The sequence below is a fragment of the Capillimicrobium parvum genome (genome assembly GCF_021172045.1).
In the GTDB taxonomy this organism is placed as follows: Bacteria; Actinomycetota; Thermoleophilia; order Solirubrobacterales; family Solirubrobacteraceae; genus Capillimicrobium; species Capillimicrobium parvum.
In genome coordinates this window covers 2059919-2086468 of record NZ_CP087164.1, presented here as the reverse complement: position 1 = coordinate 2086468, position 26550 = coordinate 2059919, and the positions used below count along the sequence as shown (strand labels likewise).

The 26550-nt window shown below is 70.6% G+C and carries 32 protein-coding genes and 1 pseudogene; 14 read left to right on the top strand and 19 right to left on the bottom strand.

The features are described from left to right. Both DSM104329_RS10415 and DSM104329_RS10410 read right to left on the bottom strand, forming a co-directional pair. Positions 1 to 351: a hypothetical protein gene (locus tag DSM104329_RS10415; protein WP_259315368.1), complete on the bottom strand. Its 351-nt coding sequence runs from the start codon at positions 349 to 351 to the stop codon at positions 1 to 3. A gap of 66 nt (positions 352 to 417) precedes the next feature. Then, entirely contained in the window at positions 418 to 600 is a 183-nt protein-coding gene (locus tag DSM104329_RS10410) for a hypothetical protein (protein ID WP_259315367.1), read from the bottom strand. Between the two features lie 90 nt (positions 601 to 690). Here DSM104329_RS10410 and DSM104329_RS10405 point away from each other — a divergent pair, with 90 nt between their 5' ends. Beyond that, positions 691 to 2283: a sulfatase-like hydrolase/transferase gene (locus DSM104329_RS10405; RefSeq protein ID WP_259315366.1), complete on the top strand. Its 1593-nt coding sequence runs from the start codon at positions 691 to 693 to the stop codon at positions 2281 to 2283. A gap of 10 nt (positions 2284 to 2293) precedes the next feature. On the opposite strand, the gene DSM104329_RS10400 is transcribed toward DSM104329_RS10405, so the two are convergent. The 4 genes from DSM104329_RS10400 to DSM104329_RS10385 are packed head-to-tail and all read right to left on the bottom strand — an operon-like array spanning position 2294 to position 6129. After that, positions 2294 to 3709 carry an NAD(P)(+) transhydrogenase (Re/Si-specific) subunit beta gene (locus tag DSM104329_RS10400; protein ID WP_259315365.1) on the bottom strand — a complete coding sequence of 472 codons (1416 nt, stop codon included), beginning with the start codon at positions 3707 to 3709 and terminating at the stop codon, positions 2294 to 2296. Continuing rightward, complete coding sequence (locus tag DSM104329_RS10395) at positions 3709 to 4050, bottom strand: NAD(P) transhydrogenase subunit alpha (protein ID WP_407655880.1); 342 nt, start codon at positions 4048 to 4050, stop codon at positions 3709 to 3711. The genes DSM104329_RS10400 and DSM104329_RS10395 overlap by 1 nt, the downstream gene beginning before the upstream one ends. Beyond that, positions 4050 to 5171, bottom strand: a complete 1122-nt coding sequence (locus tag DSM104329_RS10390) for a Re/Si-specific NAD(P)(+) transhydrogenase subunit alpha (RefSeq protein ID WP_259315363.1) — start codon at positions 5169 to 5171, stop codon at positions 4050 to 4052. Before DSM104329_RS10390 ends, DSM104329_RS10395 begins: the two co-directional genes overlap by 1 nt. Positions 5172 to 5226: 55 nt before the next feature. Beyond that, the gene (locus tag DSM104329_RS10385) at positions 5227 to 6129 is read right to left on the bottom strand and encodes a DUF4430 domain-containing protein (protein WP_259315362.1); all 903 of its coding nucleotides are present in this window, start codon (positions 6127 to 6129) and stop codon (positions 5227 to 5229) included. A gap of 60 nt (positions 6130 to 6189) precedes the next feature. Between DSM104329_RS10385 and DSM104329_RS10380 the strand changes: the two genes are divergently transcribed. After that, a complete protein-coding gene (locus DSM104329_RS10380) occupies positions 6190 to 6750 on the top strand; it encodes a cob(I)yrinic acid a,c-diamide adenosyltransferase (RefSeq protein WP_259315361.1) in 561 nt (186 codons plus the stop codon). A 42-nt stretch (positions 6751 to 6792) separates the two neighbouring features. Next, the gene (locus tag DSM104329_RS10375) at positions 6793 to 7059 is read left to right on the top strand and encodes a hypothetical protein (protein WP_259315360.1); all 267 of its coding nucleotides are present in this window, start codon (positions 6793 to 6795) and stop codon (positions 7057 to 7059) included. Positions 7060 to 7110: 51 nt separating this feature from the next. Here the strand turns inward: DSM104329_RS10375 and DSM104329_RS10370 are convergent, their stop codons facing one another. Beyond that, positions 7111 to 7971 carry a hypothetical protein gene (locus tag DSM104329_RS10370; RefSeq protein ID WP_259315359.1) on the bottom strand — a complete coding sequence of 287 codons (861 nt, stop codon included), beginning with the start codon at positions 7969 to 7971 and terminating at the stop codon, positions 7111 to 7113. A 294-nt stretch (positions 7972 to 8265) separates the two neighbouring features. On the opposite strand from DSM104329_RS10370, the gene DSM104329_RS10365 reads away from it, so the two are divergent. Beyond that, the gene (locus DSM104329_RS10365) at positions 8266 to 8442 is read left to right on the top strand and encodes a hypothetical protein (RefSeq protein WP_259315358.1); all 177 of its coding nucleotides are present in this window, start codon (positions 8266 to 8268) and stop codon (positions 8440 to 8442) included. A gap of 99 nt (positions 8443 to 8541) precedes the next feature. Further along, positions 8542 to 8706 (top strand): hypothetical protein, encoded by a 165-nt coding sequence (locus tag DSM104329_RS10360; protein WP_259315357.1) that lies wholly within the window; start codon positions 8542 to 8544, stop codon positions 8704 to 8706. An 84-nt stretch (positions 8707 to 8790) separates the two neighbouring features. Here the strand turns inward: DSM104329_RS10360 and DSM104329_RS10355 are convergent, their stop codons facing one another. Both DSM104329_RS10355 and DSM104329_RS10350 read right to left on the bottom strand, forming a co-directional pair. Next, a complete protein-coding gene (locus DSM104329_RS10355; RefSeq protein WP_259315356.1) occupies positions 8791 to 9162 on the bottom strand; it encodes a SpoIIAA family protein in 372 nt (123 codons plus the stop codon). A 143-nt stretch (positions 9163 to 9305) separates the two neighbouring features. Beyond that, complete coding sequence (locus DSM104329_RS10350; protein ID WP_259315355.1) at positions 9306 to 10184, bottom strand: class II glutamine amidotransferase; 879 nt, start codon at positions 10182 to 10184, stop codon at positions 9306 to 9308. A 451-nt stretch (positions 10185 to 10635) separates the two neighbouring features. On the opposite strand from DSM104329_RS10350, the gene DSM104329_RS10345 reads away from it, so the two are divergent. The 3 genes from DSM104329_RS10345 to DSM104329_RS10335 are packed head-to-tail and all read left to right on the top strand — an operon-like array spanning position 10636 to position 11847. Continuing rightward, the gene (locus DSM104329_RS10345; protein ID WP_259315354.1) at positions 10636 to 11049 is read left to right on the top strand and encodes an SHOCT domain-containing protein; all 414 of its coding nucleotides are present in this window, start codon (positions 10636 to 10638) and stop codon (positions 11047 to 11049) included. 35 nt (positions 11050 to 11084) lie between these two features. Beyond that, positions 11085 to 11540: a DUF6325 family protein gene (locus DSM104329_RS10340; protein WP_259315353.1), complete on the top strand. Its 456-nt coding sequence runs from the start codon at positions 11085 to 11087 to the stop codon at positions 11538 to 11540. Between the two features lie 25 nt (positions 11541 to 11565). Further along, positions 11566 to 11847: an SHOCT domain-containing protein gene (locus tag DSM104329_RS10335; protein WP_259315352.1), complete on the top strand. Its 282-nt coding sequence runs from the start codon at positions 11566 to 11568 to the stop codon at positions 11845 to 11847. Between the two features lie 171 nt (positions 11848 to 12018). Here the strand turns inward: DSM104329_RS10335 and DSM104329_RS10330 are convergent, their stop codons facing one another. From DSM104329_RS10330 to DSM104329_RS10320, 3 genes and pseudogenes are all read right to left on the bottom strand, one after another. Next, a complete protein-coding gene (locus DSM104329_RS10330; protein WP_259315351.1) occupies positions 12019 to 12198 on the bottom strand; it encodes a hypothetical protein in 180 nt (59 codons plus the stop codon). Between the two features lie 26 nt (positions 12199 to 12224). Then, a pseudogene (locus tag DSM104329_RS10325) lies at positions 12225 to 12332 on the bottom strand (NAD(P)-binding protein); the annotation flags it as partial. 119 nt (positions 12333 to 12451) lie between these two features. Continuing rightward, entirely contained in the window at positions 12452 to 12751 is a 300-nt protein-coding gene (locus tag DSM104329_RS10320) for a hypothetical protein (protein WP_259315349.1), read from the bottom strand. A gap of 105 nt (positions 12752 to 12856) precedes the next feature. Between DSM104329_RS10320 and DSM104329_RS10315 the strand changes: the two genes are divergently transcribed. The 5 genes from DSM104329_RS10315 to DSM104329_RS10295 all read left to right on the top strand — a co-directional run bounded on the left by DSM104329_RS10315 (position 12857) and on the right by DSM104329_RS10295 (position 17869). Then, the gene (locus DSM104329_RS10315; protein ID WP_259315348.1) at positions 12857 to 13324 is read left to right on the top strand and encodes a MerR family transcriptional regulator; all 468 of its coding nucleotides are present in this window, start codon (positions 12857 to 12859) and stop codon (positions 13322 to 13324) included. A gap of 63 nt (positions 13325 to 13387) precedes the next feature. After that, positions 13388 to 14065 carry a cation transporter gene (locus DSM104329_RS10310; RefSeq protein WP_259315347.1) on the top strand — a complete coding sequence of 226 codons (678 nt, stop codon included), beginning with the start codon at positions 13388 to 13390 and terminating at the stop codon, positions 14063 to 14065. A gap of 78 nt (positions 14066 to 14143) precedes the next feature. Next, a complete protein-coding gene (locus DSM104329_RS10305; RefSeq protein ID WP_259315346.1) occupies positions 14144 to 15427 on the top strand; it encodes a cation:proton antiporter in 1284 nt (427 codons plus the stop codon). A 316-nt stretch (positions 15428 to 15743) separates the two neighbouring features. Continuing rightward, on the top strand, positions 15744 to 17162 hold the full coding sequence (locus DSM104329_RS10300; RefSeq protein ID WP_259315345.1) for an MFS transporter: 1419 nt from the start codon (positions 15744 to 15746) through the stop codon (positions 17160 to 17162). A gap of 281 nt (positions 17163 to 17443) precedes the next feature. Beyond that, positions 17444 to 17869, top strand: a complete 426-nt coding sequence (locus DSM104329_RS10295) for a hypothetical protein (RefSeq protein WP_259315344.1) — start codon at positions 17444 to 17446, stop codon at positions 17867 to 17869. Between the two features lie 291 nt (positions 17870 to 18160). Here DSM104329_RS10295 and DSM104329_RS10290 read toward each other — a convergent pair whose 3' ends face one another. Next, on the bottom strand, positions 18161 to 19390 hold the full coding sequence (locus DSM104329_RS10290; protein ID WP_259315343.1) for a PucR family transcriptional regulator: 1230 nt from the start codon (positions 19388 to 19390) through the stop codon (positions 18161 to 18163). 105 nt (positions 19391 to 19495) lie between these two features. On the opposite strand from DSM104329_RS10290, the gene DSM104329_RS10285 reads away from it, so the two are divergent. After that, complete coding sequence (locus DSM104329_RS10285; RefSeq protein ID WP_259315342.1) at positions 19496 to 20725, top strand: NAD(P)/FAD-dependent oxidoreductase; 1230 nt, start codon at positions 19496 to 19498, stop codon at positions 20723 to 20725. A gap of 143 nt (positions 20726 to 20868) precedes the next feature. Here the strand turns inward: DSM104329_RS10285 and DSM104329_RS10280 are convergent, their stop codons facing one another. From DSM104329_RS10280 to DSM104329_RS10255, 6 genes are all read right to left on the bottom strand, one after another. Next, positions 20869 to 21387 (bottom strand): VOC family protein, encoded by a 519-nt coding sequence (locus DSM104329_RS10280; protein ID WP_259315341.1) that lies wholly within the window; start codon positions 21385 to 21387, stop codon positions 20869 to 20871. A gap of 163 nt (positions 21388 to 21550) precedes the next feature. After that, on the bottom strand, positions 21551 to 22369 hold the full coding sequence (locus tag DSM104329_RS10275) for an SDR family oxidoreductase (RefSeq protein ID WP_259315340.1): 819 nt from the start codon (positions 22367 to 22369) through the stop codon (positions 21551 to 21553). A gap of 264 nt (positions 22370 to 22633) precedes the next feature. Further along, the gene (locus DSM104329_RS10270) at positions 22634 to 24004 is read right to left on the bottom strand and encodes an NAD-dependent succinate-semialdehyde dehydrogenase (RefSeq protein ID WP_259315339.1); all 1371 of its coding nucleotides are present in this window, start codon (positions 24002 to 24004) and stop codon (positions 22634 to 22636) included. 1 nt (position 24005) lies between these two features. After that, entirely contained in the window at positions 24006 to 24986 is a 981-nt protein-coding gene (locus tag DSM104329_RS10265; RefSeq protein ID WP_259315338.1) for an alcohol dehydrogenase, read from the bottom strand. Between the two features lie 314 nt (positions 24987 to 25300). Further along, on the bottom strand, positions 25301 to 26173 hold the full coding sequence (locus DSM104329_RS10260; RefSeq protein ID WP_259315337.1) for an alpha/beta fold hydrolase: 873 nt from the start codon (positions 26171 to 26173) through the stop codon (positions 25301 to 25303). Next, a complete protein-coding gene (locus DSM104329_RS10255; protein ID WP_259315336.1) occupies positions 26173 to 26430 on the bottom strand; it encodes a hypothetical protein in 258 nt (85 codons plus the stop codon). Before DSM104329_RS10255 ends, DSM104329_RS10260 begins: the two co-directional genes overlap by 1 nt. Between the last annotated feature and the right edge of the window lie 120 nt (positions 26431 to 26550).

The following is a 26550-nucleotide window of genomic DNA, read 5'->3' as shown; positions in this document are numbered from 1 at the left end:
CTACCGCGTCGCGGACCAGTCCCAGCGCTCGCGCTCGCGGTCGAACGCCTCCCAGTCGACCGGAGGCTCGGGCCCCTCGTCGTCGTCGTCGCCTTCGTCGTCGCTGGGGCCGCGCGCGGCCCAGAACGCGACCGCCATCGACGCGACCGCGCCGCCCAGCAGGATCGACGCGAGCTGCGGGTGGCGGTCGGCCGCGACCAGCACGGCGATCGGGTAGCCGATGAGGCCGACGAACCCGGCGATGAGCGTCAGCAGGGGATGGAGCCGCCGCGGCGGCGGTCCCATGAATGCCCGGGCCAGCACCAGGGCGAGTGCGGCGGCGACCGCCGCCTTGGGGAGCAGCGCGGTCACCGGGCGCACACTACTCCTCGCGGCAAGCCGGCCCAGCGCGCCCGCGAGCCGCCCCGTCAGGTGGCGTCAGTTGTCGCTCGCGCGCGTGAACTCGCTCGGCGGCTGCGAGAACCAGTCGGTGTGCGCCTGCTGCTGGACCAGCTGCAGCGCCGGCGACACCGGGGCCTGGATCGCCGCGCGGACCGGGCGCCGGGAGGTCGCGACACCTGATGCGCGGGTGAGCAGGTGCTCGAAGCGCAGAGTCTGCAAGGATGCCGAGCCGATGACAGAGCGTCACGAACGACACCAAGGAGGAACAGGAACGTGCTGAACCGGAGGGAGCTTCTGCAGTCTGCGGCCGTGGCCGCGCCGGCATTGATGCTGGGCGGCCAGGCCGCGACGGGGACGGCGGCGGCGCAGAACGGGCACGGCTCGGGCGGCGTGGCGGGGAAGAACATCATCATGTTCATCACCGACCAGGACCGCGACATCATGCACTTCCCGCGGGACTGGGCGCAGAAGAACCTGCCCGGCCTGATGCGGCTGAAGAACCACGGCCTCACGTTCGAGAACGCGTTCTGCAATGCGTGCATGTGCTCCCCCTCGCGCGCCTCGCTGCTCACGGGCTACTTCCCGGCCCAGCACGGCGTGAAGTACACGCTCGAGGAGGACATGCCCGAGGACCAGTACCCGCAGGTCGAACTGCCGCTGGACTTCAAGAACATCGCCTCGGTGATGTCGGCGGCGGGCTACAACGTCGTCTACAAGGGCAAGTGGCACCTCACCAAGCCGATCAACGGCAACACGTTCACGCCTGAGGACACCGAGCGGTACGGCTTCGCGCGCTGGAACCCGCCGGACGGCGGCGCCAACCAGGACATCAGCCAGGAGGGCGGCGGCGCCTACGACCACGACGGCCGCTACATGGACGGCCAGGGCGACCCCGCCGCGGGCCTCGAGGGCGTGCAGCAGTACCTGACGAGCGCGGCCGCCCAGCAGCAGCCGTTCTTCATGATCGTGTCTCTGGTCAACCCGCACGACGTGCTGCTGTATCCGAAGAACTACCTCGACGGCGGCTACGACGACTCGTGGCTGGAGGGCGACATCGACCTGCCGCCGACGGTCGCCGAGGACCTGTCGACCAAGCCGTCGGTGCAGGCCCAGTTCGTCCGCCTGTTCCAGCTCTCCGGCCGGCTGACGACCCGGGAGCAGAAGAAGGCCTACATCAACTTCTACGGCAACCTGATGAAGGCGTCCGACGCGTACCTCGTGGACATCCTCAATACGCTGACGCGCCAGGACATGCTCGACGACACCGTGGTGATCCGCACGTCGGACCACGGCGAGATGGGCCTCTGCCACGGCGGGATGCGCCAGAAGAACTACAACTTCTACGAGGAGACGCTGCGGGTCCCGCTCGTGTACTCCAACCCGCAGCTGTGGAGCCGGCCGGCGACCTCGCAGGCGATGGTGTCCCACGTGGACTTCCTGCCCACGCTGGCCAGCCTGGTGAACGCCCCGTCGTCGGCGCGCGCGGACTGGCAGGGCGTCGACTACTCCGATCACATCCTCGGCCGCACGTCGCGCCCGCCGCAGGACTACGTCGTCTTCACGTTCGACGACTTCCAGGCCGGGCAGAAGGCCGGCCCGTACGTCCAGCCGCCGCAGCACATCGTCAGCATCCGCGAGCAGCGCTGGAAGATCGCGGAGTACTGGGACCCCAACAGCGACACGCCGCACCAGTGGGAGATGTACGACCTCAAGCGCGACCCGCTGGAGCGCAGGAACCTCGCCCACCCCGACTACAGGCGCACGCCGGGCGAGCAGAAGCAGTACCTGCGGCTGCGGCGCAAGCTGTCGAAGGTCAAGGCGCAGCGGCTGCAGCCGCTGGCCAACACGCCGCAGCCGATCACCCAGGGCCCGCAGCGACGCCAGGCCCCGGCGATCGCCTGAGCGAACGTAACTAGAACTCGGAGAGCTCGGTCGTGATCTCCTGGACCGAGCTCTTCGCGTCGCCGAAGAGCATCGAGGTGTTGTCGGCGTAGAAGAGGGGGTTGTCGATGCCGGCGAACCCGGAGTTCATCGAGCGCTTGAGCACGATCACCGACTGCGAGCGGTCGACCTCGAGGATGGGCATCCCGTAGATCGGGCTGCCCGGGTCGTCGTTGGCCGCCGGGTTGGTGACGTCGTTGGCGCCGATGATCAGCGACACGTCGGTGCGGGGGAACAGGGGGTTGGCCTGCTCCATCTCCTTGAGCTGGTCGTAGGGCACGTCGGCCTCGGCGAGCAGCACGTTCATGTGGCCGGGCATGCGGCCCGCGACGGGGTGGATGGCGAAGTTGACCTCGACGCCGCGCTTCTCGAGCTCGATGGTGAGCTCTCGGACGGCGTGCTGGGCCTGGGCGACCGCCATCCCGTAGCCGGGCACGATCATCACGCTGCTCGCGTAGGCCATCTGCACGGCGGCGTCGCTGGCCGTGGTCGAGCGGGCGGTGCGATCGATGCCGTCGGCGCCCGCGGCGGGCAGCGCGCCGGCGCCGCCGAAGCCGCCCGCCACGATGCTCGGGATCGAGCGGTTCATCGCCTTGGCCATCAGGTTGGTCAGGATCGAGCCGGACGCGCCGACGATCATGCCCGCGACGATCAGCGCCGGGTTGTTGAGCGCCATGCCGGTCGCCGCCGCCGACAGGCCGGTGAACGCGTTGAGCATCGAGATGACCACGGGCATGTCCGCGCCGCCGATCGGCAGCACGACGAAGTTGCCCAGAAGCGCCGCCGCGACCAGGATCCCGATGAACACCCACTGGCTGTCGGTGCCGGTCGCGATCGCCACGCCGAAGCCGACGCAGACCGCCAGCAGCGCGACGTTGATCAGCTGCTGGGCGGGCAGCACGATCGGCTTGCCCGGCAGGATCTCCTGCAGCTTGGCGAACGCGATGTTCGAGCCCCAGAACGAGATCGACCCCACGATCGCCGCGAACAGCTCGAAGACCACCACGTAGGTCGCCTCGCCCGAGAAGCCGCCCGTGTTGCGGAACTCCGCCCACGCGATCAGCGCGACCGCGCCGCCGCCGACGCCGTTGAACAGCGCCACCATCTGCGGCATCGCCGTCATCTTCACGTTGCGTGCCGCCGGGACACCGACCACCGTGCCGACCACGACGCCCATCACGATGAGCACCCAGTTGCCCATCCCGTCGATCAGGAGCGTCGCGATCACGGCGATCGCCATGCCGACCGCCGCGATGCGGTTGCCGCGCACCGCCGTGCGCGGACCCGTCAGCCCGCCCAGCCCGATGATGAACAGAGCGAAGGCGATGATGTAGAGGACGTAGATGAACTCGTCGTCGTGCACGAACGACGCGAACGGCAGCGACATCACTGCGGGCCCGCCCCCGGCTCGATCTCCCCGGCCGCCTCGACCTTCGCCGCCACCTTCTTCGGATCCTTGCCCTTGAACATCTCCAGCATCCGGTCGGTCACCAGAAAGCCGCCGACGACGTTGATCGTGCCGAACGCGATCGCGATCACCAGCAGCAGCTTGCTCAGCCAGCCGTCCACGCCCAGCCCCAACACCACCAGGCCGCCGAGCAGCACGATCCCGTGAATCGCGTTCGTACCCGACATCAACGGCGTATGCAGCGTGTTCGGGACCTTCGAGATCACGTAGTAGCCCACAAAGCCCGCCAACACCAGGATCGCCAGATTCGTGACCAACATCAGGCCGTGGCCTCCAAGGCAGTCTTGACAGCGGGATGGACGACCTCGCCGCCGCGCGCCACACACGCCCCGGCGACGATCTCGTCCTCGAAGTTCAAATTCAGCCGGCCGTCCTCGCCGACCACGAGGTCCAGGAACGCCAGCAGGTTGCGGGCGTAGAGCATCGAGGCGTGCTGCGGCATCGACGCCGGCAGGTTCAGCGGCGAGACGATCGTCACATCCTCACGAACCACCGTCTCCCCCGGCACGGTCAGCTCGCAGTTGCCGCCCGTCTCGCCCGCGAGGTCGATGATGACGCTGCCCGGCGCCATCCCCGCCACCGCCTCCGCGGTCACCAGCCGCGGCGCCGGCCGGCCCGGCACCAGCGCCGTCGTGATCACCACGTCAAAGCCCTTGATCGCATCCGTCAACGCCTGCTGCTGCGCGGCGCGCTCCTCTTCGGTCAGCTCTCGCGCATAGCCACCCTCACCGGCCGCCGAGATCCCGAGGTCCAGGAACTGCGCGCCCAGCGACCGGACCTGCTCGGCCACCTCCGGACGCACGTCATAACCGGTCGTCTTCGCGCCCAGCCGCTTCGCCGTCGCCAGCGCCTGCAGCCCCGCCACCCCAGCGCCGAGCACCAGCACCTTCGCCGGCGGGATCGTCCCCGCCGCCGTCATCAGCATCGGAAAGAACCGCGGCAGCACCTCCGCCGCCAGGATCACCGACTTCAACCCCGCCACATTCGACTGCGACGACAACGCATCCATCGACTGCGCCCGCGAGATCCGCGGGATCGCCTCCACCGCGAACGCGGTCACCCCGGCCGACGCCAGCGCACCCACCGTCCCCGGCGCGCCCAACGGGTTCAAGAACCCCAACAGCACCGAATCGGCACCCAATCGGCCGATCTCCTCCTCGGCCGGCGGCGCGACCTTCAGCACCACGTCGCAGCCCCAGACGTCGTCGGACAGCTCGGCCCCCGCCTCAGCGAACGCCGCGTCCGGGATCAGCGCGCGTGCACCCGCGCCGGGCGCCACGCGGACGTCCAGGCCCTTGGCCACAAGGCGCTTGACCACCTCGGGCACGAGCGCAACGCGCGTCTCGCCCGCAGCCGTCTCGGCAGGAACCCCCAGTCGCATGAGGCGGGAAACCTAACCGAAAGGTCCGGCGGACGACCGGCGGGACGGTGCTGCCTCAGTCAGTGCCGGGCGAACGCAGCGGGAGCGGGATGCCGCGGTCGTCGCCGACCGCCAACGCGAAGCGATCGGCGAGCGTCCCCTCGTCGAACGCCCGGACCGCCGAGGCCACCCCGGCGGCGTCGGTGCCGGTGATGAACCAGGTCGGCGGCTGGTCGTCGAACGCGGTGGCGGCGATCAGGCCGGACCCGGGACCGAGGGTCCGCACGACGTGGCCGCCGGCGTCGAGCAGCGCGAGCGACCGCCCGTCGTCGGAGAAGCGGGCCGCGACGCCGGACGCCCGCGGGCCGAGGTCGACGAGCCGCGCAGCGCGATCGCCGCGCATCGCCGACCACGGTCCGACGAGCACGCGCAGGTTCTCGTCGCCGCCCTCGGTCCCGATGAGGGACTGCGACGCGAGGATGCCGCTCTCCCCCAGCCGCTTCGCGATCGCGTCGCACGAGCGCTTGTCGCCGTGGCGCACGCACTCCACGCGAACCGGCCAGCGCCTGCCGTCCCGCCCGTGGGCGAACGGCTCCGGGTACGAGCCGATCACCGCCGGCACGTCAACCCGGTGCGCGTCCCACCAGATGCGGTCGCCCGCGTGGACGCCGGCCTTGGCGGGGTCACCCGTCTCGTGGACCCCGTTGACGAAGACGCGCCACGGCCCGGGCGTCCCGTCGATCGCCTGCACGCGCCCACCGGACTCGCGCACGTCGAAGCCCGCGCGCAGCAGGCTCAGCAGCGTCTGGCCGCCGGCCGCCGGCTGCGGCCCGGCGTCGCCGACCCGCTGGGCACCGGAGTCGCGCGTCACGAGCACCGAGACGTCGCTCGACCCGCTCGGCGACCTGCCGCCGCACGCGCCGAGGGCGAGCGAGCCGGCCGCGACGGCGGCCAGGGCGGCGAGACGAAGGGGGCGCATGGGTCGGCCGCTCAGGGTAGGCCGTGGGCCGCCGCGGTTCGCGCTACGGTCCAGGAGGCCATGACCGTCAACCTCACCCGCATCTACACGAAGCTCGGCGACGGCGGCGAGACGCACCTCGGCGACATGAGCCGGGTGCCGAAGACCCACCCGCGCATCGAGGCCTACGGGGTGGTCGACGAGCTCAACGCGCAGCTCGGCCTCGCGCTCGCCGCAGGCGAGCTGCCGGCCGACCAGGCGCAGTGGCTGGGCCACATCCAGAACGACCTCTTCGACGTCGGCGCCGACCTCTCCGTGCCCGAGTCCGGGGACGGCGGCCGCGAGCGCCTGCGCGTGGTGCCCGAGCAGGTCGCCTGGCTCGAGGAGCGCTGCGACGAGGTCAACGCCACGCTCGCGCCGCTGAAGTCGTTCGTGCTGCCGGGCGGGTCGCGCGCCGCCGCCCACCTGCACGTCTGCCGCACGGTCTGCCGGCGCGCGGAGCGCCGGGCGCTGCTCGTGCAGGACGCGAACCCGGAGGTGGTGCGCTACCTCAACCGGCTCTCCGACCTGCTCTTCATCCTCAGCCGCGCCGCGAACGCGGGCGGCGAGGAGCCGCTCTGGCAGCCCGGCCGCTTCCGCTGATCGGCACGGCACACGGCGCCCGGCGCAGATAATTTCGCGGCCATGGACTTCCCGCAGACGCATCGCACGAACACCGGGCGCCCGGTGCAGGTCGACCGCACGGACGCCGGGACCGTGACGTTCGCCGACGGCGACGTGCAGCTCGCCACGCTGACGTGGCTCGGCGGCGGCGAGTGGCGTCTGGAGCTTCCCGGCGACGATCAGCGCACGCTGCATGCCGCCCGTGACGACCCGCCCATCGCCGCGACGATCGTGCAGATCGACGTGCACGAGGACGAGGACGACGACACGAGCGGCGTCGACGACTGACCGCGACACGGCCGGGACGCCTGCGCGTCCCGGCCGCGGAGTCACCCAGTCCTACGGGTTCATCAGCATCGCGTCGCCCGCGATGTTGATCGCGCCGATCGAGTCGAACCGCGCGCGCAGGTCGCCGCCCAGCGTCCCGGGCACCACGTTCCCGGCGGCACCCTCGCCCGTGAAGACGCCGGTGCCCGACAGGTCCGGCGAGATGCCCTTGGCCGTGGCGGTCGCGCCACCGCCTCCGACGGTCAGGCCCTGGCCGCCCCCGGAGATCATGTGCATGATCCGCGCCGGCGCCGTGGCCGCCTGATCCTCCATCTGCATGGCGGTCTGGCCGCCGCGCCGTGCGGTGAACGTGAACATCGCGGCGCCGTCCATCTTCGTGTGGGTCAGCATCGGCTCGCCGCCGGCGCCACCGCCGCCGCCGTCGCCACCGGTGCCGCCGTCGCCGCTGCACTTGATGCTGCCACCCGTGATGCCGACTCCCGGCAGCTTCTTCGCCGTCACGGTGCGGAAGTACGTCGTGTCGGCGACGAGCCGGAACGAGCCGGTGAACGTGCCGCTCCTCGCGCTCCCGGCGCGGCCGGTGCACCCCGCCGGCACCCGCCCCTTGGTCTTGCGGACGGTGCCGAGCTTCAGGTTCACCGCGCCATATCGCCCGAGCGAGCCCTTCATCGACGTCTTCGTGACCTTCACGCCCGAGTCAAAGCTGTACATGTGCTGCTGCGTCGACTTGCCCGACGTGCGATTGAACATGACGGTCAGCGTGTCCTTGGCGCCGCTGTCGGTGCCAAGGACCGTCATGTTGTAGTCGCGGACCTTGATCGGTCCGGCGGAGAGGGTCCCGGCGGCCTCGGCGGCGACGGGCAGGGCGAGGACTGCAGCCAGCGATGCCCCTGTCAGCATGCGTGCCTTCATCGTGTGCTCCTTCATGGTCTGAGGAAGCGGCGCAGTCTAATCTGGTCGTCCCTGTCTCGCTTTCCTGAGCGGGGCGACGTCTCGCGCGCGTCGCCGACGTCGGGCGTCTGACCGCCAGATCCTCCCCGACGGAGCACTCAGCTCAAGTGGCGTGTCGCCCGGCCGATGACCGGAACAGACCGCGAGCCTTGTCCTCCTCTCCTCCCGGGCCGCGGTCTGCATCGCAGTGCGTCACAGGCGCGGCCGGCCTCCCACCCCCCGGTCGCGCCCGTTTCGCGCTACAACCGGGGTCGCATGCGCCTGCTCGTCGCCTTCCTGCGCTGGACCTACGTCGTGTGTGGCGCCGGCGCCATCGCGATCGGCATCGTGCTCGCCGGCGAGTCTGTCGCGGCGGCGATCGCGCTGATCACGTTCGGCCTGCTGAACATCTTCCTGGGCGTCAGCGGCCGCGGCGTCTTCGTCGGCCGCTGAGCCGTCAGCCGTTCGCGGCGGGGAACGTTCAACAGGCTCCGAGGCGTCACGCGTCCCTTCCCCGGGTAAGCCGAGGGCACCACAACCGGAGGACATGACATGGCAGACAGCAGGGGCGGCAGCATCGGCGGGATCGGGATCGGCGGGATCCTCGTCATCGTCGGCATCGTGGTGGCGATCGTGTGGAGCCTGCTGCTCGGCATCATCATCGCCCTCATCGGCCTCGTCGCGTTCGGCGGGTTCGCGAAGGGCAAGTGGTACTGACCCCGGTCCACTGAGTCGGCAAGGCGGTCATCCACCGCAGCGCAAGCGGGATGAACCCGCCCGGATTCGCCGGCGTCGCGCCGGTCAGGCGACGTCCTCGACGAGCCAGGCCTTCGCCTGCTCGAGTTCGCGCACGTGGAACCCGCGCGCCTTGCCGGGCAGGAGGAACGACAGGCCGCGCAGCGCGGGGCGCATCCAGTTCTCGTCGCTGACCACGGCAACCCGGTCGAACGACGACGCGTGCCGCGCCCGGAACCCGGTGTCGGCCTTCATCGCATCGCCCTCCATCTCGCCCGCCGACGGCCCGATGAGATAGAGCATCCGCACGTTACGGCCCTCGGCGATCTCGCGCCGGAGCACCGGCTCGACCGTCTCCTCCCAGTCGTCGTCGTCCACCTTGCCGACCGCCTCGAAGCCGAGCGTCCCAGCCGGCATGTCGTCCATCCGTCGCAGCATCAGCGTGTCTCCGTGGTGAGGGATCGTCGCTCATTCGTACCGCGCGCGCGGCATGCCGCACCATGGGGCGCTCCGGTGAATCGCGCGGGTGCGTGCACCAGTGCCGCGCCGCGCCGCGCCGCGCCGCGCCGCGATGACGCCGTTCAGCCACGGGCCGTGTCAGGGATCGGTCCCGTCGCCACCGACACCGCGCGCTCCCGAGGCGTGAACGGCCGTTCCTCGAGCACATCGCCGTGGCGGACGGTGACCGCCGTACCGGGCGGCACCTCCCGCCACAGCCCGGGCAGGTCCGAGAAGGGCTCGGAGACCACGAGGCGGTCGTCATGGCCGAGGCGCTGCAGCCTCGGGTTCTCCGGGTGCAGGCGCCGGATCGCGTCCGCGTCGCACGACGTGAACAGCGTCCGCGGCAGCCCTTCGCTGGCGTAGCGCACCGCCCAGACCGCCGTTCCGTCGGAGATGCCGAACGTGCCCTGCACGGGCGCTGGAACGCCGCGCCGCGCAGCGACCGCCTCGATGGTCCCGACCGCACGCTCGAGCGCGCCGATCGGATCCTCCCGGAGGCCGAACGTCAGCGCCAGATGAAGAACCACCTCCGTGTCGGTGGTGCCCTGGACGAGCGGGAACAGGTCGGGGTCCACCGCCAGCATGAGGTCGCGCCGCAGCCGCTCGAACCCGGCGACGAAGCCGTTGTGGACGAACAGCCAGCCGTCGTGGCGGAACGGGTGGCAGTTGGTCTCCTGCACGGGCGAGCCGATCGCCGCGCGCACATGAGCCAGGAAGAGCGGAGATTCGACATGCGCGGCGAGGTCGCGGAGGTTCGCGTCGCTCCACGCCGGCGCGACGCTGCGATACAGGCCGGGCCCGGAACCGGTCCCGTACCAGCCGACGCCGAACCCGTCTCCGTTCGTGGGCTCCGCGCCGAGGTCGGAGTGCAGGCTCTGGGCGACGATCCCGTGCTTGGTCTTGAACAGCAGCTCGTCCATGAGGACGGGCTGGCCCAGCCACGCCATCCAGCGACACATCGAATGCGCTCCTCTCCGCTCACCGGCGCCCGCGGCGGGCGCGGGCGGACCTCACTCCTCGCCGATGAACTCTGCGCTCAGGCGCCGGTTGCGGCAAACCGGCGCGCCAGCATCCTGCGGTGTTGCGCGCATCCCGGACGTCTGGGTGTCGACGCGCGGATCGATGTGCGCGCCCCTCGCGCACCGGCCGACGCCCTCGGCCCGGGAGAGGTCGAGGCCGGGCTCGGTCGCGGCGTCTCACCGCACGTCGTCGCCGGCGTTCCGACCACGCGGGGCAATGGCGCGCACCGGTGTCGCCCGGGGATGCCGACACCCGTTCAGACACCGGCCTGCCTGCTTGCGCGGCCACAGGCGGTCAGCGAGAGTCCCGGCGCGCCGCTTCGCGTTAAGGCGCCACCCTCACGGTGGAGCGGCGACCACGACATCCCCCCAACCATCCTCAGGAGGAGCGATGGCGAACGTTCCCTTTGCCGACAACTATCCATTCCTCGAAGTCATGTGGTCGATGCTGGTGTTCGTCGGCTTCGTGTTCTGGATCTGGCTGGCGGTCATGGTCTTCATGGACATCTTCCGCCGGGACGACATGGGCGGCTTCGCCAAGGCGATGTGGATCGTCTTCGTGATCTTCATCCCGCTGCTCGGGGTGCTGGTCTACCTGATCGCGTACCACAACTCGATCGCCGAACGCAACATGCGCGGCCAGGAGGCCGCCAAGGCGGCCTTCGACCAGCAGGTGCGCGAGGCGGCCGGAAAGTCGGGCCCGGCCACGGAGATCGCCACCGCCAAGAGCCTGCTCGACGCCGGCGCCATCACGGACGCCGAATACGACGACCTCAAGACCAAGGCGCTGGCCGGGCGGTCCTGAGCGACGCCGAGCGACACCGCGACCAAGGAGCCGTCATGAGCGCAGACGCAATGGAACTGGGACCGGTCGACATCGTCGTCATCGGCTACCCGCCCGACGCACCGAAGGCGGGCGACGCCGTCCCGATCTTCCTGGACCTCGTCGACCGCGGCATCATCCGCGTCCTCGACGTCGCCGGTGTGCAGAAGAACGAGGACGGCACGTTCGACGCCTTCTTGGCTGCGGACATCGACGGCGATGGCTTCCCGGACCTCGCGGCGTTCTCGGGGGCCAGCACGGGGCTCCTGGCCCACTCGGACCTGAGCACGGCGTCCGACGATCTTGAGCCCGGCACGGCGGCCATCCTCATCGTCTACGAGAACCGCTGGGCCGCCCCCTTCGTCGCGGCCGTCCGCCGTAACGGCGGCGAGGTGCTCGCGTTCGAACGCGTCCCGGCGGCGGACCTCCTCGACGCCCTCGACGCGCTGGACGAGCCCGAGACGGCCGCTTAGGACACCAGGAGAACAGGAGACGACCATGCCACTGATCAGAGGACTGGCGCGGACAGCGGCGATCGCCGGAACGGCGACGGCGGTGTCCAACCGCGTCAGCCGCCGCCAGGGCGAGCGCTGGCAGGCCAAGGAGGAAGAGGCACAGGCGCAGGCCGCCCCGGCGCCCGCCCCCTCGCCGCAGGCCGCACCCGGCCCTCCAGCCCGGGACACCGTCGCCCAACTCAAGGATCTCGCCGACCTGAAGGCTCAGGGCATCCTCACCGACGCCGAGTTCGCGGCGGAGAAGGCCAAGATCCTGGGGAGCTGACCCACTGTCGCGGCGCTGGTGGACGCCGGCCGCGATCCCGATGACGATGATCGCCGCGACGACCCAGTCGACGACCATGCAGAACGGGGGCCACCAGCGCGGGCCGGCGACGAAGTGGCTGCGGTGTTGCCAGAGATCCTTCGGCGCCGGTCTGATCGGGCGCCGCGGCGCTCATCGAGGATCGCGATCGACGGGCCCGTCCATGGGCCCCCAACGTGGTGCCGCCTCGGCGCCGGCGTTGATGCGCTCGGCCAGATGTTCGGCGTCGTCCTTGACCCAGCCGAGCAGCGCCGAGCCACGGGTGTGTTGCCAGGGCATCCCGAGGAAGTACGGGCCGGGGCCGGCCGTCACGCCGCGCTCGTGTACGACGTTGCCGCCGCGTCGAGGATGGTGAACCGCCGGCCCTGGCGAGCCAGGAAGCAGCCGATTGCGAGGCCGGCCTGGCCGCCGCCGATGACGACGACGTCATGGCGCTGGGCGCTCATGGCGCCCATCCTTCGCCAATTCGCCCTGGCGGTGGGATGCCGCGCCGAGCGCAGAGCCAGCAGCACGCCGCCTCCGAGCAGCGCGAGATCCGAGCGACACGGCCCCCGCTTGGTCGTGCTCATCGCGCCGGCTCCGGCCGGCCGCGGAACGCGGCGACGAGCTCGGCCAGGACCAGCTCGGCGCCGTCGGGCGCGTCGATGGTCAACACCACCGTGTCGGGCTCGTCGGTCACGCGCATCGTCAAGAACGCGCAACAGCCGGCCTCGGCCGCCGCGACCGCCAGCACCCGGTCGCGCACCCCGGCGCCGGCAGCGAAGCACAGCTTCGCCCACCGCGAGTCGGCGTGCGCGTCCACCAGCGCCGCGCGGCCAAGGTGCGCCATCTCCTCCAGGCGCCGAGGCAGCTCGCTCGCGCTCAAGGCGCACGCTATGGACAGTTCGGTCGGCATCGAGAGACGCTCCGCGGAGTCGTTGACCGCAGGTACTCTGCTCCTTGAACCCAGGTTCAAGTCAAGGCAGAGTCCATGGACCAGGCCACGCTCACCATCGGGCAGCTCGCGCAGCGCTTCGGCATCAATACGTCGGCCATCCGCTACTACGAGCGCGAGGGCGTGCTGCCTCAGCCGGCCCGCGTCAGCGGCCAGCGCCGTTACGGGCCCGACGCGGCAAAGCGCCTCGAAGTCCTGGAGGTCGTCAAGCGGGCGGGCTTCACTCTCGACGAGGCACGGCTGCTGCTGCAGAGCACCGGGGCCGGCGCCCCCGCGTTCGAGTCGCTCCGTGAGCTGGCGCAGCGCAAGCTGCCCGAAGTCGACGCGCTCATCGCACGCGCCCAGGCGATGCGCACCTGGCTGCTGACCGCCATCGACTGCTCGTGCACCAGCCTCGACGTCTGCGCGCTCTTCGAGCCGAGCCACGGCACACCCGCGTCGGACGCGCCTCACCCGCTACGCGTCACCCGCGGCACCAGCCGTCCCGCGGCATTCAACGCCTGAGGGCCGCCCAGGGGTCATGGCCGGACACCGGATCGACGTATGAGCAACGGATACCAACTGCCGTTGGTCCAGGCCGGCGCCGCCCGCCCGCCGGGGCCGCCCACGGCGCGCACCGCCGACTGGCAGCGCGCCGCGCGCCTCGCCGTCGCGCTGTCGTGGCTGAGCCTGGTCTACATGGCGATCGAGGGTGGGGTCGGCGTCTGGCAGGGAGCCACGGCCGGCTCGGTCGCCCTTGTCGGCTGGGGCCTGGCCTCCTTCATCGAAGGGCTCGCGTCCGCCGTCATCGTCTGGCGATTCACCGGTTCACGCCGGCTGTCCGAGACGGCCGAGCATCGCGCCCAGAGGCTCGTCGCGATCCAGTTCTTCATCCTCGCGCCCTATGTGCTCTTCGAGAGCATCAAGACCCTGATCGAAGGCGGACACCCCGACATCACCGTCATCGGCATGGCGCTCACGGCAACCAGCGTCGTGCTCATGCCGCTGCTCGGCAGGGCCAAGCACCGCCTCGCCGAGCGACTCGGCTCGACCGCCACGGCCGGCGAGGGAACCCAGAACGTGCTGTGCGGCGTTCAAGCGGCCGCGGTCCTCGCCGGCCTGGCCGCCAACGCCGCCGTCGGCGCCTGGTGGCTCGACCCGCTGATCGGCCTGTTCATCGCGTTCGTCGCGGTGAAGGAAGGGCGCGAAGCCTGGCGCGGCGAGACGTGCTGCGACTGCGCAGCTCCGCATATCCGATCCGCCTGAGGGCTCAGCGCCATCTCGCCGACATGCCCGGCCGGACACCAGGGCCGACGCTCGAAGGTAGGGTTGGCTCGAGATCCGATGCATTGGACGCTGGCGATCGTCGCAGGGGCGGTGCTCACCGTCGCTTCGTTCTCGAGGCTGCTCTCGGGGACCCCGGTCACACCGGCGATGGTGTTCGTGGCGATCGGCATCCTCGTCGGCCCGCGCGTCATCGGCGAGATCGACCTCTCGCCCCTGAGCTCGACGGTCCGCGTGCTGGCCGAGGCGACGCTGACGCTCGTGCTGTTCTCCGACGCATCACGGATCGACCTGCGCGCACTGCGGCGCGACTATCACCTGCCGGCTCGCCTGCTCGGAATCGGGCTTCCCCTGACGATCGTCGCCGGCGCCGTCGCCGCCACGGCCCTCTACCCCGAGCTCCCCGTCGCCGAGGCCGTGGTCCTCGCCATCCTGCTGGCGCCGACCGATGCCGCACTCGGGCAGGCCGTCGTCACCGAACCACGGCTGCCGCTTCGCATCAGGCAGGGACTGAACGTCGAGAGCGGCCTGAACGACGGGATCTGCGTCCCGCTGCTGCTGATCGCGCTGGCCGTCGCCGACGTCGACGCCGATGTCCAGACGGGCCACTACGCGGTCACGGTGGTGCTCGAGGAGATCGGCTACGGCATCCTCGGCGGGATCGCCGCGGGGGCGGCGGCCGCCGCCGTCGTCGTCCTGGCCGGCCGGCGCCGGCTGATCACGCCCATGTGGATGCAGATCATCCCGGTCGCGGGCGCCGCGCTCGCGTACGGGATCGCGGACCCGCTCGGCGGCTCGGGGTTCATCGCGGCGTTCGTGGCCGGAATGACCTTCGGAGCCCTGCTTCGGCGGGATCCGGGGGACATCGCGGCGTTCGGCGAGCAGGCCGGCGGACTGCTCAGCGCGCTGACGTTCCTGGCGTTCGGGGCGATCCTGCTCGGCCCCGAGCTCGGACACGTGACGTGGCAGGCCGCGCTGTACGCCGTGCTCAGCCTCACCGTCGTGCGCATGCTCCCGGTCGTGATCGCCCTGATCGGCAGCGGCGCCCGCTGGCAGACCGCAGCCTTCCTCGGCTGGTTCGGCCCGCGCGGGCTGGCTTCGATCGTCTTCGCGGTCCTGATCGTCGAAGAGGCGAACCTGCCCCACACGCCCACGATCCTCCTCGCCACCTACATCACCGTCGGCTTGTCCGTCCTCGCCCACGGCGTCTCCGCGGCACCCCTGGCGATCCGTTACGCCCGCTGGTTCACGGCCCACCCCGAGAACGCGCGCCCCGCGATGGAGAGCGTCCGCGTCGCCGTCCACCGAGCGCGCGGCCAGCCCGCCGCGAGCGACCGCATGTGACGAGCCGCGCGCGTCGCCGGCGGTCTGCGAGCGGCCGATCAGCAGCAGCGCAAACGCGGCGGCGGCGATGGTTGGAATCGCTCGAGCACGCTGAGTCGAAGCGATGTTCCACGCGCGACACGCCCGGGCGCAAGGGAGACGCGGCGTCAGTCGTGTGCGCTCCCCCCATGCCGACGTGCGCACCACCTTGCGGTGCTCGATTCGGCGGAGCCATACTCGTCGACGGCCGAGCCAGGGAGAACGCAGCGGTGCTCATCGAGGACTACGGCCTGATCGCCGATCAGGAACATGACGTGGCGCCGTCCGGGCGTCAGGCGTGACCGCTCGCCCGGCAGCCGCCGACTCGGCCGCCGCCCGGCGCAGGTTCCTGGCTCCTCTCGCGCTGGCGCAGTTCATCTGCAGCTTCGCCGGCTCGAACATGAACGTGATGATCAACGACATCACCAAGGACCTCGACACGACCGTGGCCGGGGTGCAGGCGGCCATCACGCTCTTCCTGCTGATCATGGCGATCCTCATGATCCCGTGCAGCAAGCTCACTGACCGCTGGGGCCGCAAGCGCTGCTTCACCATGGGCCTCGTGCTGTACGGGATCGGCGCCCTGTTGAGTGCCGCCGCGCCGGGATTGGGCGTTCTGATCATCGGCAACTCGGTGCTGGAAGGCGTCGGGACGGCGCTGCTGATCCCACCGGTCTACATCCTCACGACGCTCCGGTTCGGCGACACCATGTCGCGCGCCCGGGCGTTCGGCGTCATCAGCGGGTTCGGCGGCATGGGAGCGGCTGCCGGTCCGCTGATCGGCGGGCTGATCACGAGCGCCATCAGCTGGCGCGCCGCGTTCGTGTTCCAGGCGTTGATCGTCGCGACGATCGTCCTGCTGAGTCGCCGTGTGACCGACCCGCTGCCCGCCGACCCGGAGCGACCGTTCGACGCGGTCGGCGCGGTCCTCTCCGCGGCCGGCCTGTTCTTCATCGTCTTCGGGATCCTGCAAGCCGACCGGGATCCGGTCCTGATGGCGGTCCTGCTCGTCGTCGGCGGCGCGTTGCTCGCCGGGTTCTTCGTCTACATCCGGGCACGCGAGCGCTCCGGACAGGAGCCCCTGCTCTCGACACGATTGTTCAAGAACCGTGTGTCGAACCTCGGCCTGATCACCCAGAACATCCAGTGGCTGCTGCTGATGGGCGTGTCGTTCGTCGTGGCGGTCTTCCTGCAGACCGTACGTGGGTATGACGCCATCGAGACCGGGGTCATCTTCACCGCGGCCACGCTCGGTGTGCTGGTTTCGTCGCTGGCGGCCGAGCGGCTCGCGAAACGACGCCCGCAGCGCACCCTCATCGTGGCCGGCTTCGTCATGACGGGTGCCGGGATCGTGCTGCTGCTTGCGCTGGTCGGCGCCTCGTCGCGGGTCGTCGCGTTCGCCCCGGGTCTGCTGCTGATCGGCCTCGGCCTCGGCGTGATGCTGACACCGTCGGTCAACCTCGTGCAGTCCAGCTTCCCGGAGGAACAACAGGGCGAGATCTCCGGTCTGTCGCGAAGCGTCTCGAACCTGGGTTCCTCGTTCGGTACGGCGATCGCCGGGACGATCCTCGTGTCGAACCTGGGCGGCGGGAACACGTCCTACGTCATCGCGATGATCGTGCTGGCCGCCCTCGCGCTCGTGGGCCTGGCCGCCGGGCTCCGCCTCCCGCCGAACCCACAGCGCGTCGGCGCGCCCGCAGCAGAAGCATTGCGCTGATCTCGTCGCCGCTGCGCGGCATCACAGCACCGGGAACGACACGTCCCACTTCAGGTCCAAGCACTTGCACCCGGACACCGACAGCGGCGGGATGCGCTCGTACGGCTCGGCGCCGCGCGCGAAGCGGCGTGCGCGCGGTGGAGGTCGCGGGCTCGATGCGGCCGGGTGAGTCTTCCAGGTCGAGCGCGCGCCGCGCCGGGGCCGCCCGGCACCTGACCGGCCGAGTGTGCGGGAACGGGTGCGGTGGGTAGCCGACGGGCTCCACGACAAGGAGAGGTTTCATGACCACCCGTACGCGATCGCGTCCCGCCTCCGCGGGTCGCTTCCAGTCCCCGACCGCGCGCCGCTCGCCGAGCAGCCCGCCGCGGCGCAAGCCCGCGTCGGCCGGTCGCGCGACGCCGCGCTTCGGCCGGCCGCAGCCGAAGCAGTCGGCCCTGCAGAAGATGGCCGGCACGATCGGCGGCCTGTTCGGCGGCGGCAGGAGCAAGGCCTCCAAGCGTCACACGCCCAGCGCGAAGCAGGGTGTCGGCATGGCGGCGATCGCCGGCGTGGCCGGGCTCGCGATGAAGAACCGCGACAAGCTCGGCAAGCTGATCGGCCGGGGCGGCGACGAGCACCCGGCTGACCGGTTCAGCCCGGCCGAGGTCACGAGCCCCGGCGCTCCGCCGACCCCGCCGCACCCCGGCCCGCTGGGCGAGCGGCCGTAGCCCAACGGCTCGTTAGGCCGACCCGGCGGCGAGTGGGCGTTCTGCTGCGCAACGCGCAGGAGACGCCCACTCGCTGCGGGCTCGCCCGCGTGTTGCTCGGTCACGGCTCGTCCGCGCGTGGTCGCCGCCGTAGCGGTTCAGGAGGTCGGCCGCGCCGCGCTCGTTCTCTTCGGTCGCCTCCTCGGGGCGTCCTCAGCCCCGTTGTGCGTTCCGGAGGCAGCCGCCGCAGGTCGCGCAGGAGCGCCGGGGCTTCGCCACGCTGCGCTGCGCGCGAGCAACGGGACGCCTGCATCACAGCGCTGGGGCGTCGGCGAGGCGCGCGAGCTTGAGCGCGACGTGGAGCTCCAAGCGTACGTGGCCGGCACCGAGATCGACGCCGGCACGCTCCTCGATGCGACCCAGCCGGTGGTACAGACTGGTGCGGTGCAGGTGCAATACGGCGGCGGTCCGCTGGACGTTACCGCCGAGATCGAGGTAGGTCTCCAGCGTGTCGCGCAGGGCCTGCGCGTCGCGACCGCCGCCCAGGCGCTCGAGCGCCGGCGCGGCGATGTCGGGGGCAACCGCCTGCATCCCGCCCGCCATGAGCAGCCGGTAGATCCCGATCTGCGACCAGGAAGCCACCGGACCGATGGTCGGGTCGACCGCGGACGCCTGCGCGGCGCGACAGGCTTGCTCGTGCGCGGAGGAGACGTCGGCGAGCTCGCCGTGGCGGTCGCTGATGCCGACGGCGACCCCGATCGCCCCGCCGACGGCTTGGAGCATCTCATCGCGCAGGCGGGCCGCGACCAGGACCGCGTCGGCGTCGCCCGACAGCGCGCCGGGCGCGCCGCGGCCGTCCACAGCCAGCACTGCCAGATGGCCCCCGACCACAGCCGCGAGCCGATCGCGTGACCGGGCGGCGAACCGGTCGGCCAGCGCGACGTGCATCTGGGCGAGCGTCTCGCTGCGACCCGCGCCGTCCAGTGCCGTCGGCACGACGGCGAGCACGCGCAGCGGCGCGCGCGGCGGAATGCCATGCTCGTCGCTGAGACGTCTGAGTGCACGCGCGCCGGCACGCCGGTCGCCGCCGAGCCCGCGGGCAAGCAACGCCGACGTCTCGGTCCAGGCGGCCAGTGCCGGCGACCGGTCGCGGTACAGCAGCGCAGCCAGGCCGCGGGCGCGCCGCTCGGCGGTCGCGACCTCATCGGCTGTGCACGGCCGATCGCTCTCGATGATCCACAAGTGGCCGAGCCTGACGCCGCGGTATCGCAGCGGAATGCAGAGGCGCGGGTGCATCTTCAGCTCAGGGTTGGCGGGGATCCGCACCGGCTTGTCGGCCGTGGCGATGCCGTGCGACTGCTGCCAGTCGTAGACATCGGGCGGCGTCTCGCGGGTGAGGATCGCCAGCATGCGCGCCTCGTCGATCGGTGTCGGTTGGGCGCTGTAGGCGATCGCGCGCCCGTCCAGGTCCTCGACGGTCGCGCCGTAACCGATGTCCGCCACCAAGGCGTCCAGATGCTCTTGCAGGCGGTCGGGTACCACGCGCCGCAGCCTAGACGATCGCTCTACAAATGTAGGACGAGTTGGCGAGAAGATCGGATACTGCGCCGCTCGATGCGCATGGACTTCGCGCGTACGGTCTGAGGCATGCGTGTGATCGTTGCCGGAGCCGGAATGGTCGGGCTCTCCTGCGCCTGGTTTCTCCAGGAGGCGGGTGTGGACGTCGTGGTCCTCGACCGGACCGGTGTCGCGGCGGGGGCCTCGTGGGGCAACGCAGGCTGGCTGTCGCCGGCCCTGACAGTGCCGCTGCCGGAGCCTGCGGTGCTGCGCTACGGGCTCAAGGCCATGGCCGACCATCGCTCGCCGCTGTACGTGCCGGCGCGGGTCGACCCCCGACTGTGGCGGTTCCTGCTCGAGTTCTCGCGCCACTGCACCCCACGCCGGTGGCGCTCGGGCATGGCCGCGTACCGCTCGCTCAACGAACAGGCGCTCGCGGCCTTCGACCAGCTCGAGGCCGGCGGCGTGCGGGCGCGCTCCCAACCGGCCTCGATCTTCGCCGCGTTTGCCCGCGACCGCGAAGCCGAGGGTCTCCTCGACGAGTTGCGCCTCGTGGCGGGCACCGGCCAGCAGATCGAGATCGAGCTGCTCACCGGCAACCAGGCGCGCGAACGCCAGCCGCTGCTGTCGGACGCGGTCACGCTCGCGGTCGACGTCCGTTCTCAGCGGTTCATCAACCCCGGCGCGTACGTCGCGGCGCTCGCCGACTCCGTGCGAGCGCGCGGCGGCCAGATCCGGGAAGGCGTCACGGTCCACGCCCTCCGGGACGCGAAGCCCGGCGTCCTCGTCGAGACGGACGGCGCCGCGCCACTGCACGGCGAGGCGGCGGTCATCGCCACCGGCTCGTGGATGCCGCAGCTCGCCGCCCCGCACGGCGTTCGGACGCTCGTGCAGGCCGGCCGCGGCTACAGCTTCAGCGTCGAGACCGATCCGCCGGCCGAGGGCCCGCTCTACTTCCCCGGAGCGCGCGTAGCGTGCACGCCGGTCGACGGCCGCATGCGCATCGCCGGAATGATGGAGTTCCGGCGCGCCGACGACCCGCTGGACGCGCGACGTATCGGAGTTATCGAGGCCGCGACGAGGCCGCTGCTCCAGGGCGTGGACTGGTCCAGCCGCCGAGACGAGTGGGTCGGCCCGAGGCCCGTGACGCCCGACGGCCTCCCGCTGATCGGCGCGACCAGCACGAAGGGCATCTTCGTTGCCGGAGGCCACGGAATGTGGGGGATCACCCTGGGCCCTCTCACCGGCCGCCTGCTCGCACATCAGATCACCACCGGACGGACCCCGGTAGAGATCGTTCCGTTCAACCCGCTGCGCTGACGGAGCGCGCGGTTGGCGCGCCCGGGATGCGGTGGTGGTGTCACAGCACCGCCGCAAGCCAACAGGACGGCGCATGAAGCGGGTGAATCCGGCGTGGCAAGCGTGCGGCGCGGTCCTCAGAAGACCCGCGACCTCAGGAAGTCCTACTCGACGGACCCCACGGCGCCCCGTTGGCGCAGCCGCACCGAGGCGAGGCTGAGCTCCTTGGGTACGAGCTCGACGACCTCACCGTCCGGACCGGCGACGACCCCCACCCTCAGCTTGATCGATGGGTCGTAGGCGTCGCCTTCGCTGACCTCGCCGTCGAACGCATCGACGATCGCCGGGTAACCGAGCGCAGCGAGCTTCTCAACCGTCGCATCGAAGTCGCAGCGAAACGCGATCAGCCACAGCCCGCGGGCCGGGAGCCCGCGCGGCGGCTCGTCCCTGCGATTGACACCGTCGCGGAACTCGACCAGCTCCACGAGGGCGACGTTCACATCTTCGGGGTGAGCGAGCTGGATGGCATGCACCGAGTCGGACTCGACACCGAAGATCCGCTGCATGTTGCCAACGATCTCTTCGTCTGACACCATCTTCAGCCCGAGGCCCTCGCAGTAGAAGCGAACGCTCTCCTGCATGTCGGCAGTGATGATGGCAGTGTGGTCGAACGTCGGGAACATCTGCGTCCTCTCTCTCTCCGTTGGCTTCGACAGTCTGGTGGCGGAAATAGCCGACCGGTAGGCCGGAGCGGTGAGACGTACCCGTCGGCGTCTGTCAGCGAGCGTCTCAAACGCGCCGATCAGGTGCCCGCCATCGCGCACGCGAGCACCTGACGACCGGGCCCTACTTGCAGCTGAATCCGCCGTCCACCGGCAGCACAACGCCAGTCACATAGCGTGCCGCGTCCGATGCGAGCCAGCGCACCGCATGCGACACGTCGCGCGTCTCGATGCAATCGAGGCCGGGGAACACCGTCGAGGCGCCGCACAGCGCGTTGACCTTCCCGAAGTATTCTGGGCCGAGGTCGATGACGTGATCCAGCATGGCCGTGTCGGCCACTGCGGTCGGACAGATCGTATTCACTGTAACGCCGTGCGGCGCGAGCTCCAGCGCCAACGTACGGATCTGGCCCACGACGCCGTGCTTGGCGGACTGGTAGTTGACCTGGTCCGGGATGCCGACGAGCGCGGACGTCGAGGAGATCGTCACGATGCGACCCCCGCCACCACGCTCGATCATGTGCCGCGCGGCGTGCTTGGAGCACAGGAACGGCGCCTTCAGGACGGTGTCGACGACCACGTCCCACCGCTCCTCGGTGAGCTCGGTCACCGGACCGCAGGAGTACACGCCCGCGTTGTTCACGAGCACATCGAGGCGCCCGAAGCGCTCGATCGTCGCGGCGACCATACGCTCGACATCCGCCTCGCGACGCAGGTCGCCACGAACCTCGAGCGCCTCGGCGCCCTGCGCTTCGATGTCCGCAACGGTCTGCGCCAGCTCCTCGACCGTGCCTGTCGCGTACGGCACGTGCTCCACCTGGGCGTCCACGTCGTTGACTGCCACTTGGGCTCCAGCCCGTGCGAAGGACACCGCGATCTCGCGGCCCATGCCCCGTGCGGCGCCGGTAACCAGGACTACTTCGCCGGTGAAATCGTATGTCACATTTCCCATACTTCGAGCGTACACACGACCGCAATACGCGCAAAGTGGTGACCCATATTGGAACACTTTGTCGTGCCAGCGGCCGCAGATTCGGCGGACCACGAGCACGTCGGCCGGCTTTGCGCTGGCGCGCGGCCGGTATCGACCGGGATCCGGTGGCGAGCACTTCCGCGAGAATCTGCACGGGTTGACCTGTTCAGATGTGCCGCTGCGCAACCGTCGGGGAGTGATCCGATGTGACGTGCGCGGCGCGAGCGTTCCCATCTACATCGTTCGCACCAGCTTCTTGTTCGCGAACTCGTCAAGCCCGAACCTGCCGAGCTCGCGGCCGATCCCGGAGTTCTTCACGCCGCCGAACGGCAGGTCGGGTGCGCTCTTGATGGTCGTGTTGATGCCGACCATGCCGACGTCGAGCCGGTCTGCGACGTGAGCGGCTCGGGCCTCGTCGCTGCTGAACACCGCGCCGCCGAGACCGTAGGGAGAGTCGTTGGCGATCCGTACCGCGTCGTCGGCCGAGCTCGCGCGGTGGACGACCGCCACGGGGCCGAAGAGCTCCTCGTGGTACGCGCGCATGGTGGCGTCGACGCCGGACAGGACCGTGGCCGGGTAGAAGGCGCCCGGCCCCTCGGGGACGACCCCGCCGAGGTGGACCGTGGCTCCCTTGGCCACGGCGTCCTCCACCTGCGCTACGAGGTCGGCCCGTGCGGCCAGGGACGACATCGGTCCTAGCCTGGTGGCCTCGTCGGTGGGGTTGCCGATGGTCCACTGCTCCGCGTAGGCCAGGAATGCCTCGAGGAAGTCGTCCCAGACTGCGTCCTCGACGACGAGCCGCTTGGAGGACGTGCACGCCTGCCCCGCGTTCGCGAAGCGCCCTGCTGCGGCGTCGCGGGCGGCGATGTCGAGGTCAGCGTCGGCGAGGACGATGAACGCGTCGGAGCCGCCCAGCTCGAGGACGCTCTTCTTGAGGTTGGCGCCGGCAACGCTGCCCACCGCCTTGCCGGCACGTTCGGAACCGGTCAGGGACACTCCCTGGACGAGCGGGTGCGCGATCATGCGGGCGACCTGGTCGTTGGAGGCGAAGACGTTGTGGTAGACGCCGTCGGGGCTCCCGGCCGCGGCGATGATGTCCGCGATGCGCAGCGCCTGCTGCGGGCAGTTGCTGGCGTGCTTGAGCAGGATCGTGTTGCCCAGCAGGAGGTTCGGGGCGACGAATCGCGCCACCTGGTAGTAGGGGTAGTTCCACGGCATGATGCCGAGCAGCGCGCCGATCGGGTCGGTGCGCACCACGGCCGTGCCCGCGCCGGCGATGTCGAGCTTCTCGTCCGCGAGGAGTTCGGGCCCCTTGGTGGCGTAGTACTCGTAGATCGACGCCGCGAGAGCCACCTCCCCCCTGGCCTGAGCGACGGGCTTGCCCATCTCCAGCGTCATCAGGGCGGCCAACTCGTCCGCGTGCTCACGGTGACCGTCGGCGATGCGCTGCACGATTGCCGCTCGCTCGGCGACGTCGGTCCGCCGCCAGGTCTGGAACGCCGCGTGGGCATTCTCCACCGAGCGCTCCGCCTCGGCGTCGGACATCGTGTCGAACTCCGCTACCACCATGCCGGTGGTCGGGTCCACGGTCGCATACCGACTCATCTCACTCACCCTTCAGAACGATGCGGCCGGCCACTCCCGCGGCTGCGAGCCGGTCGAGGGAATCAGTGACTCCGTCGAGGCTGAGCTTCCCGTCGATGACCGGGATCCGCGGGACGCGGCCCTGCTGAGCCAACTCCACCACCTCGTGGAGCTCGGTCAGCGTGCCGACGAAGCTTCCCTGGATGGTGACCATCTTGAGCGCCAGAAGCGCGGTCGGGATCGTCACCTCGCCGCCGAAGAGGCCGACCTGCACCATGCGGCCCCCCTTGACGATCACCTCGAACGCGGCCGATGCCGTCTGCTCGTTGTTGACGAAGTCGATGACCGCAGCCACCGGCTGCCCGGTCGCCGCGAGCACGTCGGCGGCGAGGTCACCGGAGCCGGCGGGCACAGCCAGCGAGGCGCCCAACTCCGCTGCCACGGCCAGGTTCGCCTCCTCCCGGTCCACGGCGCAGATCGCGCGGTGGCCCAACGCGTGCAGCGTGGCGACCGCGGTCAGCCCGACGCCGCCGACGCCGATGACGACGACCGGCGCTTCGGGCGGGAGGGGAAGCACCTTGTTGGCGGCGGCATACGCGGTGAGCCCCGAGCACGCCAGTGTCGCCGCCCAGCTAGGGTCGAGGTCGCCGATGCCGAGCAGGTATCGAGGGTGCGGGACGAGGATGTGGTCGGCGTAGCCTCCCGGGCGGGCGACACCCAGGTTGCGCCCCTTCGGGCACGCGTTCTCGCGGCCGTCGAGGCACGCTGCGCACTCGCCGCAGCCGATCCACGGGTAGACCAGCCGGGTTCTGCCAGCCTCCACGCCGTCGGCCTCGGGCCCGGCGGCCTCCACGACTCCTACGACCTCGTGGCCCATCGTCATGGGATAGGGAATCCCCCGGTCGACCAGCCGCAGCTTGCCCCGACGTCCGAGGTCGTAATAGCCGGCTCTCAGATGGGTGTCGGTGTGGCACACCCCGGAGTGGGTGACGCGCAGCAGCACCTCCGTGCCTTGGGGCGTGGGAGTGGGAGTGGGAAGCTCCAACTCGGACAGGGCCGTGCTGCCCGCGGACACTGCGAATGCGCGCATGGGACCTCGCTTGGGAACGTAGTTTCGTGGCCGTGTCGCCGGGTGGCCCTCGGGCGGGCAGGCGCGCGATGGCAACCGAGAAGCGCGTCGGCCCATCTTCTCGTGACAATACTAGGCACAGCAGCGCGGTGGCGTGCCGCCTTTATCTCTTTCTTGCTGCCGATTGATGGACACATTTCAGGGACACCACCCGGGCCAGGAAGAGGCCACCGGCCGGTCCGGCATGCTCACGCCAGCGGGTGGCGCGCCAGGAAGTCGCGAGCGCCCGCAGCGAACTCCGCCGGCTTCTGCACCGAGACGTAGCCCGGGTGGGCATCGGGGATGAGATGCGTCTCGATGCGCTTCACGCGCTCGAGCATCAGTTGCAGCGACGGGTCCTCGGACGGGTCGATCGTGCGCCCGTCCCACGTCCGGCTGCCCTGCAGCACGAGCGTCGGCGCCTGGATGCCGGCCAGGTCTTCACGGACGTCGGCCTCCGTCAGGCAGTAGCCGACGGTCGCGTCGACCGTCTCCGGATGCAGCACCTCCTCGATGTTCTGCGACTCCCACGCGCCGAACCACGGCACATCGGAGACGTCGAAGACATTGGCGAGCACCCGCGCGCCGAACCCGGTCGTGCCGAAGTTGTGCGCGATCGCCGAGTACACCGCCCAGATCTGCGAATAGCCCTTCTGCGAGTCGCCGGCCCACACGTCGGTGTACGTGACGTACGCGCCCACACGCTCCGGGTACTGCGACGCGAAGCGATGGGCGATGTAGCTACCGAACCCGACCGCCCAGATGTGGGCACGCTCCAGGTCGAGCGCGTCCATGAGCGCACGGAGATCGTCCGCCCACATCGCCACGGAATACGGCTCGACCGCCGGGTCCGGACATTCCGAGCGCCCGAGACCGCGCGGCTCCCACGTGATCAGGCGGTGATGGGCGAGATGCGGCCGGGCGAGGTCGAACACGAAATGCCCGGCCGTGAAGCCACCGATCAGCAGGACGGGCTCGCCCGTCCGACCGTCGTCGTGACACCACAGCGCCACGCGGTCGGTCTGCACGACGCGTCCACCGTCGGGCGTCGTACGTCCGTCGAACGGATCGAAACCGCTCATCACGCCGCCGCCTCATAGACCGGTCGGGGCGTACCGTCGGCGCCGGCGGCGACCCGCCACAGCGCGGCGCGCGCCTTGACCGTCGTGCCATCAGCGAGCACGCGCTCGATCGACTTGCAGCGGCCGATCTGCTCCTGCTCGTCGCCAGTGAGCTCGAGCGGCTCGAACGTGGTCTCGGTCATGGTCATGTAGCCAACCGGCTCGTCGGAGAGCGGGTCGACGACCTCCTTGCGGACGTTGAGTTTCAGGAAGCACACGGGACACATTTGACACTCGTTCCCGGTGGATAGCAGAGTAATAAGAATTACGTCAACTTCAGACAGCGCCAGGTCTTGCCTCGGCATCTCAGCTCGACGGCGCGCCGATATCGTCCACGT

Coding starts and splice junctions, on each gene's coding strand:
- DSM104329_RS10400 (WP_259315365.1), bottom strand. CDS start 3,709: ATGTCGCTGCCGTTCGCGTCGTTCGTGCACGACGACGAGTTCATCTAC.
- DSM104329_RS10395 (WP_407655880.1), bottom strand. CDS start 4,050: ATGTTGGTCACGAATCTGGCGATCCTGGTGTTGGCGGGCTTTGTGGGC.
- DSM104329_RS10390 (WP_259315363.1), bottom strand. CDS start 5,171: ATGCGACTGGGGGTTCCTGCCGAGACGGCTGCGGGCGAGACGCGCGTT.
- DSM104329_RS10385 (WP_259315362.1), bottom strand. CDS start 6,129: ATGCGCCCCCTTCGTCTCGCCGCCCTGGCCGCCGTCGCGGCCGGCTCG.
- DSM104329_RS10380 (WP_259315361.1), top strand. CDS start 6,190: ATGACCGTCAACCTCACCCGCATCTACACGAAGCTCGGCGACGGCGGC.
- DSM104329_RS10375 (WP_259315360.1), top strand. CDS start 6,793: ATGGACTTCCCGCAGACGCATCGCACGAACACCGGGCGCCCGGTGCAG.
- DSM104329_RS10370 (WP_259315359.1), bottom strand. CDS start 7,971: ATGAAGGCACGCATGCTGACAGGGGCATCGCTGGCTGCAGTCCTCGCC.
- DSM104329_RS10365 (WP_259315358.1), top strand. CDS start 8,266: ATGCGCCTGCTCGTCGCCTTCCTGCGCTGGACCTACGTCGTGTGTGGC.
- DSM104329_RS10360 (WP_259315357.1), top strand. CDS start 8,542: ATGGCAGACAGCAGGGGCGGCAGCATCGGCGGGATCGGGATCGGCGGG.
- DSM104329_RS10355 (WP_259315356.1), bottom strand. CDS start 9,162: ATGCTGCGACGGATGGACGACATGCCGGCTGGGACGCTCGGCTTCGAG.
- DSM104329_RS10350 (WP_259315355.1), bottom strand. CDS start 10,184: ATGTGTCGCTGGATGGCGTGGCTGGGCCAGCCCGTCCTCATGGACGAG.
- DSM104329_RS10345 (WP_259315354.1), top strand. CDS start 10,636: ATGGCGAACGTTCCCTTTGCCGACAACTATCCATTCCTCGAAGTCATG.
- DSM104329_RS10340 (WP_259315353.1), top strand. CDS start 11,085: ATGAGCGCAGACGCAATGGAACTGGGACCGGTCGACATCGTCGTCATC.
- DSM104329_RS10335 (WP_259315352.1), top strand. CDS start 11,566: ATGCCACTGATCAGAGGACTGGCGCGGACAGCGGCGATCGCCGGAACG.
- DSM104329_RS10315 (WP_259315348.1), top strand. CDS start 12,857: ATGGACCAGGCCACGCTCACCATCGGGCAGCTCGCGCAGCGCTTCGGC.
- DSM104329_RS10305 (WP_259315346.1), top strand. CDS start 14,144: ATGCATTGGACGCTGGCGATCGTCGCAGGGGCGGTGCTCACCGTCGCT.
- DSM104329_RS10295 (WP_259315344.1), top strand. CDS start 17,444: ATGACCACCCGTACGCGATCGCGTCCCGCCTCCGCGGGTCGCTTCCAG.
- DSM104329_RS10285 (WP_259315342.1), top strand. CDS start 19,496: ATGCGTGTGATCGTTGCCGGAGCCGGAATGGTCGGGCTCTCCTGCGCC.
- DSM104329_RS10280 (WP_259315341.1), bottom strand. CDS start 21,387: ATGTTCCCGACGTTCGACCACACTGCCATCATCACTGCCGACATGCAG.
- DSM104329_RS10270 (WP_259315339.1), bottom strand. CDS start 24,004: ATGAGTCGGTATGCGACCGTGGACCCGACCACCGGCATGGTGGTAGCG.
- DSM104329_RS10260 (WP_259315337.1), bottom strand. CDS start 26,173: ATGAGCGGTTTCGATCCGTTCGACGGACGTACGACGCCCGACGGTGGA.